Below are 16600 nucleotides of genomic sequence, written 5' to 3'. Positions count from 1 at the left end.
TTTCGGCCCGTGGGGTTATCCGCCCGTAGGGTTATCCACAGGCGGGGCGGGGGCCTTCCCACGGGGGGTCCCGACGCTTGACCATGGAAGTGGGCTGGAGCCCCCGTGGCGGGCGGGGACCGTGGCGGGCGGGGACCGCGACCGGCGGGGACCGCGACGAGCGGGGACCGCGATGGGCCGGGACCGCGACCGGCGGGGACCGTGGCGGGCGGGGACCGCGACCGGCGGGGACCGCGACGAGCGGGGACCGCGATGGGCCGGGACCGCGACCGGCGGGGACCGCGACGGGCCGGGACCGTCACGAGCAAGGACCGTGACGGACGGGGACCGTCACGGACGGGGACCGTCACGAGCAAGGACCGCGACAGGCCGGGACTGGGGCGGGCGGGGACTGGGGCGGCCGGCCGATCCGGGGTCTCCGGCGCCCTTGCGCGCGCCGTTGGTCTGTCCGGTGGTCTGTCCGGCGACCTGCGGCCGCTCAGCCCCTCGCCGGACGATCCCCGGCGCCGCTCGGGGCGGCGGTTTCAGTTCAGTCGGAAGACGGGGTAGCCGGGGGCGATCTCGAGCAGTTTCTCGTCGGAGGCGTCCGGGCCGACCCCGTCGAAGAACATGGCCACCTCGAACTTCCAGCGTCGCAGGTAGGACCGCAGGATCTCCGGCTTGTCGCCGTCGGCCACCTCCGTGGCGGTGAAGACCTCGGTCCGGCGGCCGAGGTGGAGTTCGCCGCCGCCCGACACGCGCATGTTGCGGACCCACTGCGTGTGGCCGCGCGGGGCGACGAGGTAGCGCTCACCCTCGTGGACGAGGAGGTTGACCGGTGTGGTGCGCCACTCGCCGGTCTTGCGTCCTCGGACGTAGAGGATGCGCGAGCCCAGCAGGCTGATCCCCATGCCCGTCAGGCCGCTGACCAGCCGGCGGGTGGCGCGGTCCAGAAGGTTGTTGCCCTTGATGACCCGGAGTTCGGCGGCCATGGGTGCTCCTTCATCAGATGAGAGCAGTGCTCTCGACTAAGAGCAGTGTGCACCCGCAGATACCCACGAGTCAAGAGCACTGCTCTCGAAAGTGGTCGCCGCTCCAGTCACCGCCTCGCGGTCCAACCGAAAACGGACCGGCCACCGTGGATACGGTGACCGGTCCGCGGGCTTCGGACGGCTACGGGCGCGTCCACCAGACCGCCGTGTCGGGCGGCAGCTCACCACCGTCGACCGGCGCGCTCGTCAAAAGGACCGTTCCATCGACCTCGAGCCGTACGGGGGCGGCGCCGACGTTCACCGCGCACACGAAGCCGGGGTCGCGCTCGAACAGCAGGACGTCCTCCGGCGCGTCGAGCCAGCGCAGCTCCCCGTCGCCGAGGGCCGGGTGCTCCCTGCGCACCCGGAGCGCCTCGCGGTACAGCCGCAGCATCGAGCGCGGGTCGCCGGACTGGGCCGTCACCGTGAGCTCGCGCCACTCCGGCGGCACCGGCAGCCAGGTCTCCTCCACCGTCGGCGGGCCGAAGCCGAACGGCGGCTCGGCATAGGCCCACGGAATCGGCACCCGGCAGCCCTCCCGGCCGAGGCCGTTGCCCCACTGGGGGTCGAGGAGGTACTCCTGCGGCAGGTCGGTGACCTCGGGCAGGCCGAGCTCCTCCCCCTGGTAGACGTACGTCGAGCCCGGCAGGGCGAGCGTGAGCAGGGCCGCCGCGCGCGCCCGGCGCAGGCCCACCTCGCCGCCGCCGTACCGCGTGACGTGACGCTGGACGTCGTGGTTGGACAGCACCCAGGTCGTCGGCGCGCCGACCAGGCCGGTCGCGGCGAGCGAGTCGTCGATGACCCGCCGCAGGCCGGAGGCGGACCAGCCGGCCTGCAGGTAGTGGAAGTTGAACGCCTGGTGCAGCTCGTCGGGGCGTACGTAGTGGGAGAGCCGCTCGGCGTTCGGCGCCCACGCCTCGGCGACCGCGATGCCTCCGTAGGAGTCCAGCAGCCGCCGCCAGGACCGGTGGATCTCGTGCACGCCGTCCTGGTCGAAGTAGGGCAGCTCGGCGTGGCCGAGCATCTGGATCTGACCGGTGTACCCGGCGTCCGGCAGGCCCTCGGCCTTGATCATGCCGTGCGCGACGTCGACGCGGAAACCGTCCACGCCCCGGTCGAGCCAGAACCGCATGATGTCCTCGAACTCGGCGTGGACCTCGGGGTTCTCCCAGTTGAGGTCGGGCTGTTCGGGGGCGAACAGGTGGAGGTACCAGTCGCCGTCCGGCAGGCGGGTCCATGCGGGGCCGCCGAAGATCGACTCCCAGTCGTTGGGCGGGAGGTCGCCGCGGCCGGGGCGGAAGATGTACCGGTCGCGGTCGGGCGAGCCCGGCCCGGCGTCGACCGCCTTCTCGAACCACGGGTGGGCGACGGACGTGTGGTTGGGCACGATGTCGACGATGACCTTCAGCCCGTACCGGTGCGCCTCGTCGATCAGGGCCTCGGCGTCGCCGAGGGTGCCGAACTCCGGGTCGACCGCGCGGTAGTCGGCCACGTCGTAGCCGCCGTCCGCCATCGGCGAGCGGTAGAACGGCGTGAGCCACAGCGCGTCCACGCCGAGCCAGGACAGATAGCGCAGCCGGCTGCGGGCACCGAGCAGGTCACCGACGCCGTCGCCGTCGCCGTCGGCGAAGCTGCGCAGGTAGACCTGGTAGATGACCGCGTCGCGCCACCATCGCGCGTCGCGATGGGCGGACTCGGCCGCCGGATCGGCGAACTGCTGCTGAGTCAGGACCGTTCCTCGACCGCGCATTCCGCAACTCCTCCCGCAAGGACGACAGCGTGCGTGACCCCCCGAGCATGATTCGGGTTGCGCAGAATGTAACAGCGGTGAAGCCTGATTGAAATACTTGCGGAAAACTTGTGAAATGCGCTACTCCGTGTCGGCCGCGACCGGACCGGTCGAGCGGCGGACCACGAGCTCCGGGCGGAAGACCAGCTCCGTGTGGGGCGACCCGACGCCCTGGATCTCGTCCAGGAGGCTGCGGACGGCCACCAGCGCCATCTCGCGCACCGGCTGGCGGACCGTGGTCAGCGGCGGGTCGATGTAGCCCATCAGCGTCGAGTCGTCGAAGCCGACGACGGATACGTCCTCGGGCACCCGCAGGCCCTGCTGCCGCACGGCGCGGATCGCGCCGATCGCCATCATGTCGCTGCCGCAGCAGATCGCGGTGCAGTGGGCGTCGAGCAGCTCGCGGGCCGCGGCCTCGCCGCCCTCGATCGTGAAGATGGTGTTGGCGATCCAGCGGTCCACGTCGGTGACGCCGAGCCGGTCGGCCATCCCCTTGCGGTAGCCCTGCGTCTTGCGGATCACCGGGACGAACCGCTCCTGGCCGACCGCCAGGCCGATCCGCCGGTGCCCCAGCTGCACCAGGTGCTCGACGGCGAGCTCCATCGAGCCGGACTCGTCGCTGGAGACGAAGGTGGCGTCGACCTCGGCGGTGTACCCGTTGATCAGCACGATCGGCAGGCCGCGGTCGGTGAGCCGCCGGTAGCGGCCGTGGTCGGCCTGGGAGTCGCCGTGCAGCCCGGACACGAAGATGATGCCCGACACCCCGCGCTCCAGCAGCAGGTCGGTGTAGTCGTCCTCGTTGATGCCGCCGGGCGCCAGCGCGCACAGCACCGCCGTGTAGCCGTGCACCGCCAGGGTGTTCTCGATCACCTCGGCGAAGGCCGGGAAGATCGGGTTGGACAGGTCGGCGACGATGAGGCCGATCAGGCCGGCACGCGGCTGCCGCAGGCGGGCCGGGCGGTCGTAGCCGGAGGAGTCGAGCGCCTCGACGACCGCCTGCCGGGTCGCGGGCGCGACGCCCGGCTTGCCGTTGAGGACCCGGCTGACCGTGGCCTCGCTCACTCCGGCTTGGGCGGCGATGTCCGCCAGGCGCGTGCTCACGGCGTCGAATCTACCGCCGAACGTCGTTTCAGGACGGCAGTCCGTTGCGGTAAGGCCGCCGAATCCTCCGCTTTATCTTGCGCAAGTTTTCTGAAACATTGATGAGCGTCCAGGACGGAGTTACCGTCTGGACACACAGCCGAACAGCGGCCGCCACGTCTTCGGGGACCCGCCGTCCCTTCGCCCCAGGAGGCCCCGCATGCTGAACCGCCTCTTACCCGCCCTGGCCCTCGCGCTGACGGCCGTGGCCGTACCCGCCGTCCAGGCGACGCCCGCCGCCGCGTCACCGCCCGGCGACAAGGACGTGATCGCCAACCTCTTCGAGTGGAACTGGCCCTCCGTCGCCGCCGAGTGCACCAACGTGCTCGGCCCGCAGGGGTACGGCGCGGTGCAGGTCGCGCCGCCCGAGGACTCCCTGACCCGCGACGGCCACCCCTGGTGGGAGGTCTACCAGCCCGGTGACTACGACGTGAACAGCCGGATGGGCACCCGGCAGCAGTTCACCTCGATGGTCCAGGCCTGCCACGCCGCGGGCGTGAAGGTCTACGCCGACGCCGTCATCAACCACATGACCGGCCAGGGCAGCACGACGTACGGCGGCAGGAGCTTCAGCAAGTACAGCTATCCCGGCATCTACTCCTCCGCCGACTTCCACGACTACCCCGCCGACTGCCCGGAGTCGGACGACCAGATCCACAACTGGAACGACTTCACCGAGGTCACCAAGTGCGAGCTGTCCAGCCTGTCGGACCTGCGCACCGAGACCGACCACGTCCGGAGCGAGATCGCCGGCTACCTCGACGACCTGCTGGGCCTCGGGGTGGACGGCTTCCGCGTCGACGCCGCCAAGCACATCGGCTCACCCGACCTGAAGGCGATCGAGTCCAGGCTCACCAGGTCCGCCTACATCTACCAGGAGGTCATGCCCGGCGGTTCCGGCGACCTGGCGCCCGGCGCCTTCGAGGGCTCCGGTGACCTGCTGGAGTTCGTGTACGGCCAGAAGCTCAAGGAGCAGTTCAACGGCAGCATCGCCAACCTGCAGAGCTTCGGGCGGTCGTGGGGCTTCGAGCCGAGCGACAAGGCCGTGGTGTTCGTGGCGAACCACGACACCGAGCGGAACGGAAGCACGCTGTCCTACAAGGACGGCGCGAAGTACCGGCTCGCCACCATCTTCTCGCTGGCCTGGGGATACGGCACGCCGCAGGTGTACTCCGGGTTCGACTTCAACGGGACCGACGACTCGCCGCCGGCCGACTCCAGCGGCCACGTGAGCGGCACGAACTGCTCCTCGGGCTGGCAGGGCTGCCTCGACCGCACGCTCGGCGGCATGGTCGGCTGGCACAACGCGGTCAAGGGCACCTCGGTCACGAACTGGTGGTCCGACGGCTCGAACGAGATCGCCTTCGGCCGCGGCGCGAAGGGCTACGTGGCCATCAACAACTCCGGTTCCACCCTGAGCCGCACGTTCGCCACCGGGCTGCCCGCGGGGACGTACTGCGACGTCGTCGGCGGAGGCGTCTCGGGCGGGACGTGCACCGGCACGGCGGTCACCGTCGACGGCTCCGGCAACGCGACCTTCCAGGTCGCCCCGGGCTCCGCGGTCGCGATCGACGTGGCCGCGACCGGCCAGGGCGGCGGCACCGGCAGCATCCGCGTGACGTTCAACGAGACCGCGACGACCACCTGGGGACAGAACGTCTTCGTCGTCGGCTCGATCCCCGCGCTCGGGAACTGGGCGCCCGCGAACGCCGTCGCGCTCTCCTCGGCGAGCTACCCCGTCTGGTCGGCCACGGTGACGCTGCCGACCGCCACGACCTTCCAGTACAAGTACCTCAAGAAGAACACCGACGGCTCCGTGACCTGGGAGTCCGACCCGAACCGCACCTACACGACGGGCACCGGCACGACCGCGACCGTCAACGACACCTGGCGCTAGGTTCGACCTGCGCGTTTTGTCGATCAAGCCCTCGGGTAGCGGGATATTCGGGGGCTGAGAAATGGTCGAAAGCGCACCGAAGAGGCCGCAGCCCGAGCGAGAGCCCGGCGGCGAACGTGCCGTGAAAAAGGGCACCCACCATGACGCGCCGCCACCGAAGCGGACCTCGGGCGAGGGACCGGACGTCTACCTCGACGTTCCGATCCTCAAGGTCGAGGAGATTCACCTTGACGTCGAGAACCTCGAGGCCCATGTGTCCCTCAACGCCGCCGTCCTCGACCTCCTGCACCTCAGCGTCGGCGCGGACGTGTCCCTCGGCAAGGTCGACCTGGAGATCACCGGGGTGGACGCGCAGGCGCTCCTGGAGGTCCGGTTGGACAATGTGGCCGACATCGTCGACCGCGTACTCACCACGGTCGACCGGAACCCCGAGATCCTTCAGCGGATCGGCCGTGGCCTGGAGTCGGTGGTACGGGACGTCGGCGCCGGCGCCGGGCAGGCCGTCGGCGACCTCGGCACGGGCGTGGCCGGGGCGGTGGAGGACGTCGGGAGAGGCGCCGGCGGCGCGGTGGAGAACGTGGGACGCGGCGCCGGGGGCGCGCTGAAGGACGTGGGACGAGGCGCCGGCGGCGCGCTGGAAGACGTGGGCGACGATGTCGGCGGCGCGCTGGAGGGCGTGAGCGAAAGCGTCCGCGGCGAAGTCGGCGGGCTCGGGAGAGGTACGGGAGGCGCCGTCCGGGATGTGGCCGGAGGCGTCGGCGAGACCGTCCGGTCCGTGGGCGAGACCACACCGCCGGCGTCCGGGCGCCCGCCGCCGCGCGAAGCGGAAGGCGGTAGGCCGCGGTGGAGACGGGAGGCTCGGCGACACCCCAGGTCCGGCCGCCCGGCCGAAGGACCGGTGGCGGGCGGTGACGAAGGGGCGGAGACGACGGCGCTCCAGGGTGCTCTCCGGGAGACCGAGGAGTCGGTCCGTGAGCTCGGCCGGGCGCTCCTCCAAGCGGCGTCCAAACGCACCCGGGCCCCGGCCCGCCCCCCGCGACGAGGGGAAGAGCGCCCGTGACCCGGCGCTACCCCCGGCGGAGGCTGCGGCGGTCGGCGGACATCGTGTTCACCGCGACCGTGCGGGCGGAGGAGCTTCGCTTCCACGCCGTTCCCGACACCTCCGTGGAGTTCACCGGAGACGCCGACGCCGAGTCGACGTCCGGCAGCGTTCGTACGAACCTCCCGGACCAGGTGGCCGAGTCGGTGGTCTACCGCGACGTACGGATCGACTACGCCATCGCCGCGAAGCTGAGACGCGAGGATCGGGCGGGAGACTCCCGGCCGGCGCTCGGTCAGCAGCTCCAGTCGACCGAGGCGCTTCCGCCGTTCGAGAAGTAGACCGAGCCGCTGTGGTGGCCCCAGCACCAGCCGCCGTCACGCGTCGCCGTGACGCCGGCGGACTCTCCGGCGTTCAGGTAGCCGCCGCCGCCCGCGCTGAGGCCGTCGCTCGTGCCGGTGACGCTCCAGTTCACCGGGCCGCCCGACGCGGTGACCGTGACGGTGCAGCTGCGGCGGCTGCGCATCGAGCAGCCGGAGACCATCAGGGTGCCCGCCGGAGGAGGTGGCGGCGGGTTCTGCGCCGCCGGGGAGGAGGAGGCCGGGTCCGGCGTGGTCCCCGGCTTGCTGTGCTTGGGCGTCGGGGTGGGCGTGGGCGTGCCGCTGGAGTCGGACGGCGTCGGGCTCGGTGAGGTGGAGCCCCGGCCGGACAGCGGGACGCCGGAGTCGGAGGCGGACGGCGTCCCGGACAGCAGGTCACCGGACCGGGACGGCATGGCCTGGGAGTTGCCGGCGTTCTGGCTGCCGGAGCCGGCCAGGGCGTAGAAGGTGCCGCCGGCCATCGCCACGGCCAACGCGACCCCGCCCGCGACGGGCCACAGGCGCGAGCCGCTCCGTGACCGTTCGCGCGGGGCCCTCCGCTCGCCGCGGCCGGCCGCCGACTCGGCGACCGCCGTCAGCGGGGAACGCGCGTCCGCGAACCAGGGATCCTCGGCCGTGGCCGCGAGGAACTGTTCGCGCAGGTCGTCGGGGATAGCCGCGACGGGCATCGCGTCCAGCAGCCGCGCGGAGGACACCTCCAGGTCGTCGCGTGTCCCGCAGATCGGGCAGGCGGCGATGTGGCGGGCGAGGATGCCGCAGGTGCGCGCGTCGAGCGGCCGGTCCGCCGGGCCGGCGAGCCCGGAGATGCTCGGGCAGTCGCCGCGGCCGGTCGTCACCACGAGGACCGCGGCGAACGCGTCGTCCAGCTCGCGCCGGGCCCGTACGACGGTCGACGCGGCCTCGTCCGGCGACGTGCGCAGGACCGGGGCGAGGTCGTCCGCGCGCAGACCGTGCCGCAGGGTGAGGTCGAGCACCTCGCGCTGCCGCCCGCTCAGCACCAGTAGCGCGGCGTGCACGAGCCGCCGGGTCGCCTCGTCCGTCGTGCCGAGCGTCGCCTCCGTGGCGAGCCGGCGCTCGGCCGGGGCCTCGGGCCGGCGACGCAGGCACACCTCGCGCGTCACGGCGTAGAGCCGGCCGCGGAACGAGCGCGGGTCGCCGCCGTTCTCGCGCATGGCCAGCAGCGCGTCGAGCAGGGCCTGACCGGCGGCCCGCTCGTCGCGCAGCAGGACGTGGCAGTAGTCGAACAGCCGCGCGGCGTACAGGTCGTACAGACGAGCCGGTGCGGCCCGGTCGGAGCCCAGCGACTCCGCGAGCCACCGGTCCTCGGCTCGTTCGATATTCGGCCAGCCGGCCACGTGTCCTCCCCATGAAGTGAAGGCGAGTCGCGGCCAACACACCCCATCCGCAACTTCAGCCGACAATCCTCCCAATAAAACCGCACTAACGCATGTCTTGCGCCGGAACACACGGAACCGCCCGCCCGCCGGGCCGGGCCGCCGCTCTCAAGATCACTTGGCGAATGCCTCCGACCTGCGGTGGGAACGCTCCCACAAATCCGGCAAAGGCTATTGCATCCGAGATGTAACGGTTTTAACATCGCGGCAGTCGAAGCGCTTCGACGCGGGAGCGAGACGTGGTGAAGATCTCTGACGTGGCCCGGCACGCCGGCGTCTCGCCGAGCACGGTGTCGTACGTGCTCAGCGGCAAGCGCTCCATCTCCGAAGAGACGCGCCGCCGGGTCCTCGACAGCGTGCGCACGCTCGGATACCGCCCGCACGCCGGCGCGCGCGCCCTGGCGAGCAGCCGCTCGAACGTCATCGCCCTGGTCGTCCCCCTGCGCTCGGGGATCCACGTGCCGGTGGTGATGCAGATGGCGATCGCCTCGGTCACCACCGCCCGCACCCACGACCACGACGTGCTGCTGCTGACCCAGGACGAGGGCGTCGGCGGGCTCGAACGCGTCGCGGGCACCGCGCTGGTCGACGCGATCATCGTGATGGACGTCGAGCTGCACGACGTACGGCTGCCGGTCCTCCGTTCGCTCGGCCGGCCGTCGGTGCTCATCGGGTTCCCGGCCGACCCGACCGGGCTGACCTGCATCGACCTGGACTTCGAGGCGGCCGGCGCGGCGTGCGCGGAGCACCTGGCCGACCTCGGCCACCGCGAGATCGCGCTGATCGGCGCGCCGCCCGCCGTGTACGAACGCGGCACCGGCTTCGCCGAGCGCACCCGGGCGGGCTTCCAGCGTGCCGCCGCCGAGCGCGGCGTCCACACGGTCGTGCGGCCCTGCGACCCTCAGGACGCCCGGTCGACGGCCGCCGGGCTCCTCCGCGACCACCCGGACCTGACCGGAGTGGTCATCCACAACGAGCCGGCCACCGAACCGCTGCTGACGGCGTTCCGCGCGGCCGGCCGCCATGTCCCCGACGACCTGTCCGTCCTCGCCATCGCGCCCGACGACCTCGCCGAGCGTCTCGGCCTCACCTCGATCGCCATTCCCGCCGACGAGCTGGGCGCCCAGGCGGTCACCCTGCTCATGGCCAAGCTGGACGGGCGGGAGGTGCCGGCGGCGACCCTGCTCCCGCCGCGCCTCGTCGTCCGGCAGAGCACTCCGCCCCTCCCCTGAGGAAACCCCATGTTGAAGACCGGAAAGACGCTCGCGGCGCTCGCCGTGGGCCTGCTGACCCTGTCGGCGTGCGGCGGCAACGGATCGAGTTCCTCGGCCAAGGAGCTCAGACTCTGGCACTACGAGACACCGGACAGCGCCATGGGGGTGGCGTGGAACCAGGCGATCAAGGAGTTCGAGCAGACCCATCCCGGCGTGAAGGTGAAGTTCGAGGAGAAGAACTTCGAACAGATCCAGAAGACCGCGCCGATGGTGCTCAACTCCAAGGACGCCCCGGACATCCTGGAGTACAACAAGGGCAACGCGACCACCGGCCTGCTCGCCAAGCAGGGCCTGCTCACCGACCTGTCCTCCGAGGTGGTCAAGCGCGGCTGGGACAAGCAGCTCAGCCCCAACGTCGCCGAGACGGCCAAGTACGACGCGAAGGGCGTCATGGGCGGCGACAAGTGGTACGGCGTGCCCAACTACGCGGAGTACCTCCAGGTCTTCTACAACAAGAAGCTGTTCGACAAGTACGGCGTGAAGGTGCCGACGACGTTCGAGGAGCTCACCGCGGCGATGGACGCCTTCGTCAAGCACGGTGTCACTCCCCTGGCCAACGGCGGCGCGGAGTATCCGGCGCAGCAGTACCTCTACCAGCTCGCCCTGAGCAGGGCCGACCGTCCGTGGGTGGACCGCTTCGAGCGCTACACCGGCAAGGTCGACTTCCACGATCCGGCATGGACGTACGCGGCGACGACCTTCGCCGACTGGGTGCGGAAGGGCTACATCGCCAAGAGCACCGTGAGCACCAAGGCCGAGGCCGCGGGCACGGCGTTCATGTCCGGCAAGAACCCGATGTTCTTCTCCGGAAGCTGGTGGTACGGCCGCTTCGAGAAGGAGATCAAGAACTTCGACTGGGACACGTTCCTGTGGCCCGGCACCAGGATGACGCTCGGTTCGAGCGGCAACCTGTGGGTGGTGCCGAAGGGCTCGTCCAACAAGCGGCTCGCCTACGACTTCATCGCCATCACGATGAAGAAGGACATCCAGAACCTGCTCGCGAACAACGGCGGCGTCCCGGTCGACGCCGACCCGGCCGGGGTCACCGACCCGAAGAACAAGAAGCTGATCGAGAACTACCGCACGCTCGTGACCAACGACGGGCTCGGCTTCTACCCCGACTGGCCGGCGCCCGGCTACTACGACGTGCTCGTGGCCGGCACGCAGAAGCTCATGAACGGCACGTCCTCGCCCGCCCAGGTGCTCGACTCGTTCGCCAAGCCGTACGACGAGAACCTGTCGAACGTCGGCCACTGAGCCACCCATGAGGCAGACGCAGACGCCCGCCGCACGGCGGCGCCGCGAGCTCACCTACGCCGTGTACCTGGTCCCCAGCGGCGCGCTGTTCGTCGCGGTCATCCTGGTGCCGTTCGTGATGAACATCGGCATCAGCCTGACCACGTGGGACGGCATCGGCAGTCCCCGCTGGGCCGGGGCGGGCAACTACACGAAGCTGCTGGCCGACGGCGACTTCTGGGCCTCGTTCGGGCACAACGTCGCCCTGGTCGTCGCCATGGCGATCGTCCCGGCCGCGATCGGGCTGGTGCTGGCCGCCGCGCTGTTCGACGTCATCGGCCGCAGGTTCGGCCCGCGGACGGCCTCGGTGCTGCGGGCGTGCGTCTACCTGCCGCAGGTGCTGCCGTTCGCCGTCGCCGGCATCGTGTGGGCCTGGATCCTGGCGCCCGACGACGGCGCGCTCAACGAGACCCTGCGCGCGGTCGGTCTCGGCTCGCTCCGCGAGGACTGGCTCGGGAACCCGAAGCTCGCGCTCTACACCGTCATGGGCGTCATGGTCTGGGTGCAGATCGGCTTCCCGCTGGTCGTGTTCATGGCCGGTCTGCAGCGCATCGACCCCGCGCTGCACGAGGCCGCCGAGATCGACGGGGCGTCGTGGTGGCGGCGGTTCTGGTACATCACGATCCCGCAGATCCGGCCCGAGCTGTACGTCGTGCTGCTGATCTGCACGGTGGCCGCGATCAAGAGCTTCGACAAGGTCTACATCCTGACGGGCGGCGGACCGGGCAACGCGACGCGAGTGCCCGCCTTCTACTCCTGGCAGAACTTCTTCGAGAAGACGCAGGTCGGGTACGGCGCCGCGATCGCGACCGTGCTGACGCTGATCACCGTCGTGCTGACCGTGGTGTTCCTGCGGCGGCAGGCCCGCGCCGAGGAGGCGAACCGATGACGGTCATGGCGCGCAGACGGACGCCGGGGTCGTACGCGGTCCTCGTCTCGCTCATCGTGCTCGCGGTGGTGATGCTCCTGCCGTTCGTCATCATCGCCCTCAACGCGGTCAAGACGCCGGCGGAGTACTCCTCGCACGGGCCGCTCAGCCTGCCGAAGGGCGTGTACCTCCAGGGCCTGAAGGACTTCTGGGAGCGCGTCGACTTCGGCGGCAAGCTGGTCAACAGCGTGCTGATCAGCGGCTCGGTGGCGGTGCTCGCGGTGGTCCTGTCGGTGCTGAACGCCTACGCGCTCGGCATCGGGCGGGTGCGGGGGCGGGTCTCCATCATGGTGGTCTTCCTGCTGGCCAACACCATGCCGCAGGAGGTCCTCGTCTACCCGCTGTACTTCATCTCCAAGAAGGCCGGCCTGTACGACACCCGGCTCAGCGTGGTCATCATCTTCACCGCGATCCAGACCGCGTTCGGGACGTACCTGCTGTCCTCGGTGCTGTCCGCGTTCCCGCGCGAGCTCCTCGAGGCGGCCCGGATCGACGGCGCGGGCCGGCTGCGGATCCTGTGGCGGGTCGTCGTGCCGATCAGCCGGCCGACGCTCGGCGTGCTCTTCGTCTTCTTCTTCATCTGGACCTGGAACGAGTTCTTCCTCCCGCTGGTCTTCCTCGTCTCCAACGAGAACCAGACCGTGCCGGTGGCGCTCGGCGTCCTGCAGGGCCAGAAGATGATGGACGCCACGACGACCAGCGCGTCCGCGCTGCTCGGCGTCCTCCCCGCGATCGTGTTCTTCCTGATCTTCCAGCGCACTCTCACCCGCGGCATCACCGTGGGCTCGGCGAAGTAAGGGGCTGGGTTGAAGTTCACCGACGGCTACTGGATGCTGCGCGACGGCGTTCAGGCCTCCTACCCGAACGGGGTCCTCGACGTCGAGACGGGGCCCGGCTCGTTCACCGTGCACGCGCCGACGCAGCCGATCCGGCACCGGGGCGACCTGCTCAGGGGGCCGGCGATCACGTTGACGTACTCCTCCCCCATGCCGGACGTGATCTCCGTGACGATCACGCACTTCGCCGGTGAGGAGCCGCGCGGGCCCCGGTTCGCGCTGCGCGAGGAGGACGCCGAAGCGGTGGTGTCGGTCGACGAGGACGCCGCGGTCCTCACCTCCGGCGCGCTGTCCGTACGGGTCGCCCGCACCGGGCCGTGGCGCGTGGAGTTCTCCGCCGGCGGCCGCGTCCTCACCGGGAACGGCGCCAAGAGCACCGCCATCATGGAGACGCCGGACGGGCACCACATCCGCGAGCAGCTCGACCTGGGCGTCGACCACCACGTGTACGGGCTCGGCGAGCGGTTCGGCCCGCTCGTCAGGAACGGCCAGAGCGTCGACATCTGGAACGCCGACGGCGGGACGGCCAGCGAGCAGGCGTACAAGAACGTGCCGTTCCTCCTCACGGACGCCGGCTACGGCGTGTTCGTCGACCACCCGGGCCACGTGTCCTTCGAGGTGGCCGCCGAGAACGTGTCGCGCACGCAGTTCAGCGTCGCGGGCCAGACGATGCGGTACCTGGTCGTCCACGGTCCCGCGCCGAAGGACGTCCTCCGCCGGTACACCGCGCTGACGGGGCGGCCCGCGCGGCTGCCGGCCTGGTCGTACGGGCTGTGGCTGTCCACGTCGTTCACCACCTCCTACGACGAGGAGACGGTGACCGGCTTCATCGACGGGATGGCCGAGCGGGACCTGCCGCTCTCGGTCTTCCACTTCGACACGTTCTGGATGCGCGAGTTCCACTGGTGCGACTTCGAGTGGGACCCGCGGGCCTTCCCCGACCCGCGCGGCATGCTGGACCGGCTGCGGGCGCGGGGCCTGCGGATCTGCGTCTGGATCAACCCCTACATCGCGCAGCGTTCGGCGCTGTTCGCCGAGGGAAGGGCACGCGGCTTCCTGCTGAGACGGCCGAACGGCGACGTCTGGCAGTGGGACAAGTGGCAGCCCGGCCTGGCCGTGGTCGACTTCACCAACCCGGCGGCGCGCGAGTGGTACGCCGAAAAGCTGGCGGCGCTCCTCGACATGGGCGTCGACTGCTTCAAGAGCGACTTCGGCGAGCGGATCCCGACCGACGTCGTCCACCACGACGGCTCCGATCCGGAGCGGATGCACAACTACTACACGTATCTCTACAACGAGACCGTGTTCGAGCTGCTGCGCGAGCGCCGCGGCGAGGGCGAGGCCGTGCTGTTCGCCCGCTCGGCCACGGCCGGTTCGCAGGCGTTCCCGGTGCACTGGGGCGGCGACAGCGAGTCCACGTTCGAGGCGATGGCCCAGAACCTGCGCGGCGGCCTGTCGCTGGGCATGTCCGGTTTCGGCTACTGGAGCCATGACATCGGCGGGTTCGAGGGCACGCCGGACCCGGCACTGTTCAAACGGTGGATCGCCTTCGGCCTGCTGTCCTCGCACAGCCGCCTGCACGGCAGCTCGTCGTACCGGGTGCCGTGGCTGTTCGACGAGGAGGCGGTCGACGTGCTGCGGGTGTTCACCCGGCTGAAGGCACGGCTCATGCCGTACCTGCTGGGCGTCGCGCGCGAGGCGTACGGGCAGGGGCTGCCGATGATGCGGGCGATGGTGCTGGAGTTCCCCGGCGACCCGGCCATGACCCACCTCGAACGCCAGTACATGCTCGGCGGCGACCTGCTCGTCGCGCCGGTCCTCTCCGCGGACGGCGAGATCGCCTACTACGTGCCCGAGGGCACCTGGACGCACGTGCTGACCGGCGAGCCGGTCGCGGGCGGGCGCTGGGTCCGCGAGCGGCACGGGTTCTCGTCCGTGCCGCTGCTGGCCCGGCCGGGCTCGGTGATCCCGTTCGGCGCGGTGGACGACCGGCCGGACTACGACCACGCCGACGGCGTCACCCTGCACGCGTACGCGCTGCCCGACGGCGCCCGGGTGACGACCGAGGTCCCGGGCCCGAACGGGGAGACCGCGGCCACGTTCACGACCACCCGCGACGGCGACGTCGTCCGGGTCGCCGCCGAGGGCGCGGGCCGATGGCGGCTGCTGCTGCCGGGCGTACGGCCCGCCGCGGTGTCGGTGGAGGGCGGCACGACGACGGAACACGAACAGGGCCTGCTGGTGGGGAGCCACGCAGGCGCCATCACCGTGAGGGGAGTCGCTGAATGAGCTTCGTATGGGGTGCGGCCACGGCCGCGTACCAGATCGAGGGGGCCGCCGACGAGGACGGCCGCGTGCCCTCGATCTGGGACACCTACAGCCACACGCCGGGCCGGGTACGCGACGGCGACACCGGTGACGTGGCCACCGACCACTACCACCGCTGGGCGCAGGACGTGGAGACGATGAGCGCGCTCGGCCTGGACGCGTACCGGTTCTCCATCGCGTGGCCGCGGATCCACGACCGGCGCGGGATCGACTTCTACTCGCGGCTCGTCGACGCGCTGCTGGAGCGCGGCATCGCGCCGGTCGCCACGCTGTACCACTGGGATCTGCCGCAGTCGCTGGAGGACGCCGGCGGCTGGCCGGCGCGCGACACCGCGTACCGGTTCGCCGAGTACGCCGAGCGGATCGGGGCCGCGCTCGGCGACCGGGTGCACACCTGGACGACGCTGAACGAACCGTGGTGCTCGGCCTTCCTCGGGTACGCGTCGGGCGTGCACGCCCCGGGCCGCACCGAGCCGGCGGCGGCGCTCGCCGCCGCGCACCACCTCAACCTCGCGCACGGCCTGGCCGCGCGGGTGCTGCCGGGCCGCGTGTCGGTCACGCTGAACCTGCACCACGTACGGGGCGACGCCGAGGCCGCCCGCAGGGTCGACGCGGTGGCCAACCGGGTCTTCCTCGGGCCGATGCTCGACGGCGCGTACCCCGCCGACCTCCTGGAGGACACGGCTCGGATCACCGACTGGTCCTTCGTACGCGACGGCGACGAGGCGACCATCGCGGCGCCGCTGGACGTGCTCGGCGTGAACTACTACACGCCGACGCTCGTACGGCCGTGGAACGGCGGCACGCCGCGCGCCACCGCGGACGGGCACGGCGACGGCGCCGCGTCGCCGTGGGTGGGCTGCGACGACGTGGAGTTCGTCCGGCAGCCCGGGCCGTACACGGAGATGGGCTGGAGCATCGACCCGACCGGCCTGACCGACCTGCTGCTGCGCCTGCACCGGGACCACCCGGACATGCCGCTGATGATCACCGAGAACGGCGCCGCGTTCGACGACCAGATCGACGCCGGCGGGCGGATCCACGACCAGCGGCGGATCGACTACCTGCGCGACCACCTCGCGGCGGTCGGCCGGGCGATGAAGGCCGGCGCGGACGTGCGCGGCTACTTCGTCTGGTCGCTGCTGGACAACTTCGAGTGGGCGCACGGCTACTCCAAGCGCTTCGGCATCGTCCACGTCGACTACGCCACCCAGGAGCGCACCTGGAAGGACAGCGCCCACTGGTACCGCGACCACATCGCCGGCAGACCCTTCGACTACTAGGAGGTC

Annotated in this window: 13 protein-coding genes; 9 read left to right on the top strand and 4 right to left on the bottom strand. The window is 71.2% G+C overall.

What is annotated here, in order from left to right:
- Nucleotides 1–524: 524 nt before the first annotated feature.
- The 3 genes from QSK37_RS38315 to QSK37_RS38305 all read right to left on the bottom strand — a co-directional run bounded on the left by QSK37_RS38315 (nucleotide 525) and on the right by QSK37_RS38305 (nucleotide 3900).
- Complete coding sequence (locus QSK37_RS38315; protein ID WP_285630870.1) at nucleotides 525–971, bottom strand: nitroreductase family deazaflavin-dependent oxidoreductase; 447 nt, start codon at nucleotides 969–971, stop codon at nucleotides 525–527.
- Between the two features lie 181 nt (nucleotides 972–1152).
- On the bottom strand, nucleotides 1153–2760 hold the full coding sequence (locus QSK37_RS38310) for a glycoside hydrolase family 13 protein (RefSeq protein ID WP_285630868.1): 1608 nt from the start codon (nucleotides 2758–2760) through the stop codon (nucleotides 1153–1155).
- Between the two features lie 120 nt (nucleotides 2761–2880).
- A complete protein-coding gene (locus QSK37_RS38305) occupies nucleotides 2881–3900 on the bottom strand; it encodes a LacI family DNA-binding transcriptional regulator (RefSeq protein ID WP_285574053.1) in 1020 nt (339 codons plus the stop codon).
- Nucleotides 3901–4099: 199 nt separating this feature from the next.
- Between QSK37_RS38305 and QSK37_RS38300 the strand changes: the two genes are divergently transcribed.
- The 3 genes from QSK37_RS38300 to QSK37_RS38290 all read left to right on the top strand — a co-directional run bounded on the left by QSK37_RS38300 (nucleotide 4100) and on the right by QSK37_RS38290 (nucleotide 7216).
- Nucleotides 4100–5836: a carbohydrate-binding module family 20 domain-containing protein gene (locus tag QSK37_RS38300; RefSeq protein ID WP_285630865.1), complete on the top strand. Its 1737-nt coding sequence runs from the start codon at nucleotides 4100–4102 to the stop codon at nucleotides 5834–5836.
- A 121-nt stretch (nucleotides 5837–5957) separates the two neighbouring features.
- Nucleotides 5958–6896 (top strand): hypothetical protein, encoded by a 939-nt coding sequence (locus QSK37_RS38295; protein ID WP_285630862.1) that lies wholly within the window; start codon nucleotides 5958–5960, stop codon nucleotides 6894–6896.
- Nucleotides 6893–7216: a hypothetical protein gene (locus tag QSK37_RS38290; RefSeq protein ID WP_285630859.1), complete on the top strand. Its 324-nt coding sequence runs from the start codon at nucleotides 6893–6895 to the stop codon at nucleotides 7214–7216. Before QSK37_RS38295 ends, QSK37_RS38290 begins: the two co-directional genes overlap by 4 nt.
- Here the strand turns inward: QSK37_RS38290 and QSK37_RS38285 are convergent.
- Complete coding sequence (locus QSK37_RS38285; RefSeq protein ID WP_285630856.1) at nucleotides 7171–8610, bottom strand: RNA polymerase sigma factor; 1440 nt, start codon at nucleotides 8608–8610, stop codon at nucleotides 7171–7173. The two genes, QSK37_RS38290 and QSK37_RS38285, sit on opposite strands and share 46 nt — an antisense overlap.
- 281 nt (nucleotides 8611–8891) lie before the next feature.
- On the opposite strand from QSK37_RS38285, the gene QSK37_RS38280 reads away from it, so the two are divergent.
- The 6 genes from QSK37_RS38280 to QSK37_RS38255 are packed head-to-tail and all read left to right on the top strand — an operon-like array spanning nucleotide 8892 to nucleotide 16594.
- Nucleotides 8892–9881, top strand: a complete 990-nt coding sequence (locus tag QSK37_RS38280) for a LacI family DNA-binding transcriptional regulator (protein WP_285631127.1) — start codon at nucleotides 8892–8894, stop codon at nucleotides 9879–9881.
- 9 nt (nucleotides 9882–9890) lie between these two features.
- Entirely contained in the window at nucleotides 9891–11180 is a 1290-nt protein-coding gene (locus tag QSK37_RS38275) for an ABC transporter substrate-binding protein (RefSeq protein WP_285630854.1), read from the top strand.
- A gap of 7 nt (nucleotides 11181–11187) precedes the next feature.
- Nucleotides 11188–12108 (top strand): carbohydrate ABC transporter permease, encoded by a 921-nt coding sequence (locus tag QSK37_RS38270; RefSeq protein ID WP_285630851.1) that lies wholly within the window; start codon nucleotides 11188–11190, stop codon nucleotides 12106–12108.
- Nucleotides 12105–12944, top strand: a complete 840-nt coding sequence (locus QSK37_RS38265; RefSeq protein WP_285630848.1) for a carbohydrate ABC transporter permease — start codon at nucleotides 12105–12107, stop codon at nucleotides 12942–12944. The genes QSK37_RS38270 and QSK37_RS38265 overlap by 4 nt, the downstream gene beginning before the upstream one ends.
- 9 nt (nucleotides 12945–12953) lie before the next feature.
- Nucleotides 12954–15272: an alpha-xylosidase gene (yicI, locus tag QSK37_RS38260; RefSeq protein WP_285630846.1), complete on the top strand. Its 2319-nt coding sequence runs from the start codon at nucleotides 12954–12956 to the stop codon at nucleotides 15270–15272.
- Nucleotides 15269–16594: a GH1 family beta-glucosidase gene (locus QSK37_RS38255; protein ID WP_285630843.1), complete on the top strand. Its 1326-nt coding sequence runs from the start codon at nucleotides 15269–15271 to the stop codon at nucleotides 16592–16594. Before yicI ends, QSK37_RS38255 begins: the two co-directional genes overlap by 4 nt.
- Nucleotides 16595–16600: the final 6 nt, after the last annotated feature.

The sequence above is a fragment of the Actinoallomurus iriomotensis genome, assembly GCF_030269445.1.
Taxonomy (GTDB): domain Bacteria; phylum Actinomycetota; class Actinomycetes; order Streptosporangiales; family Streptosporangiaceae; genus Actinoallomurus; species Actinoallomurus iriomotensis.
The sequence above is the reverse complement of the archived record's forward strand: the minus strand, read 5'-3'. Positions and strand labels throughout refer to the sequence as shown.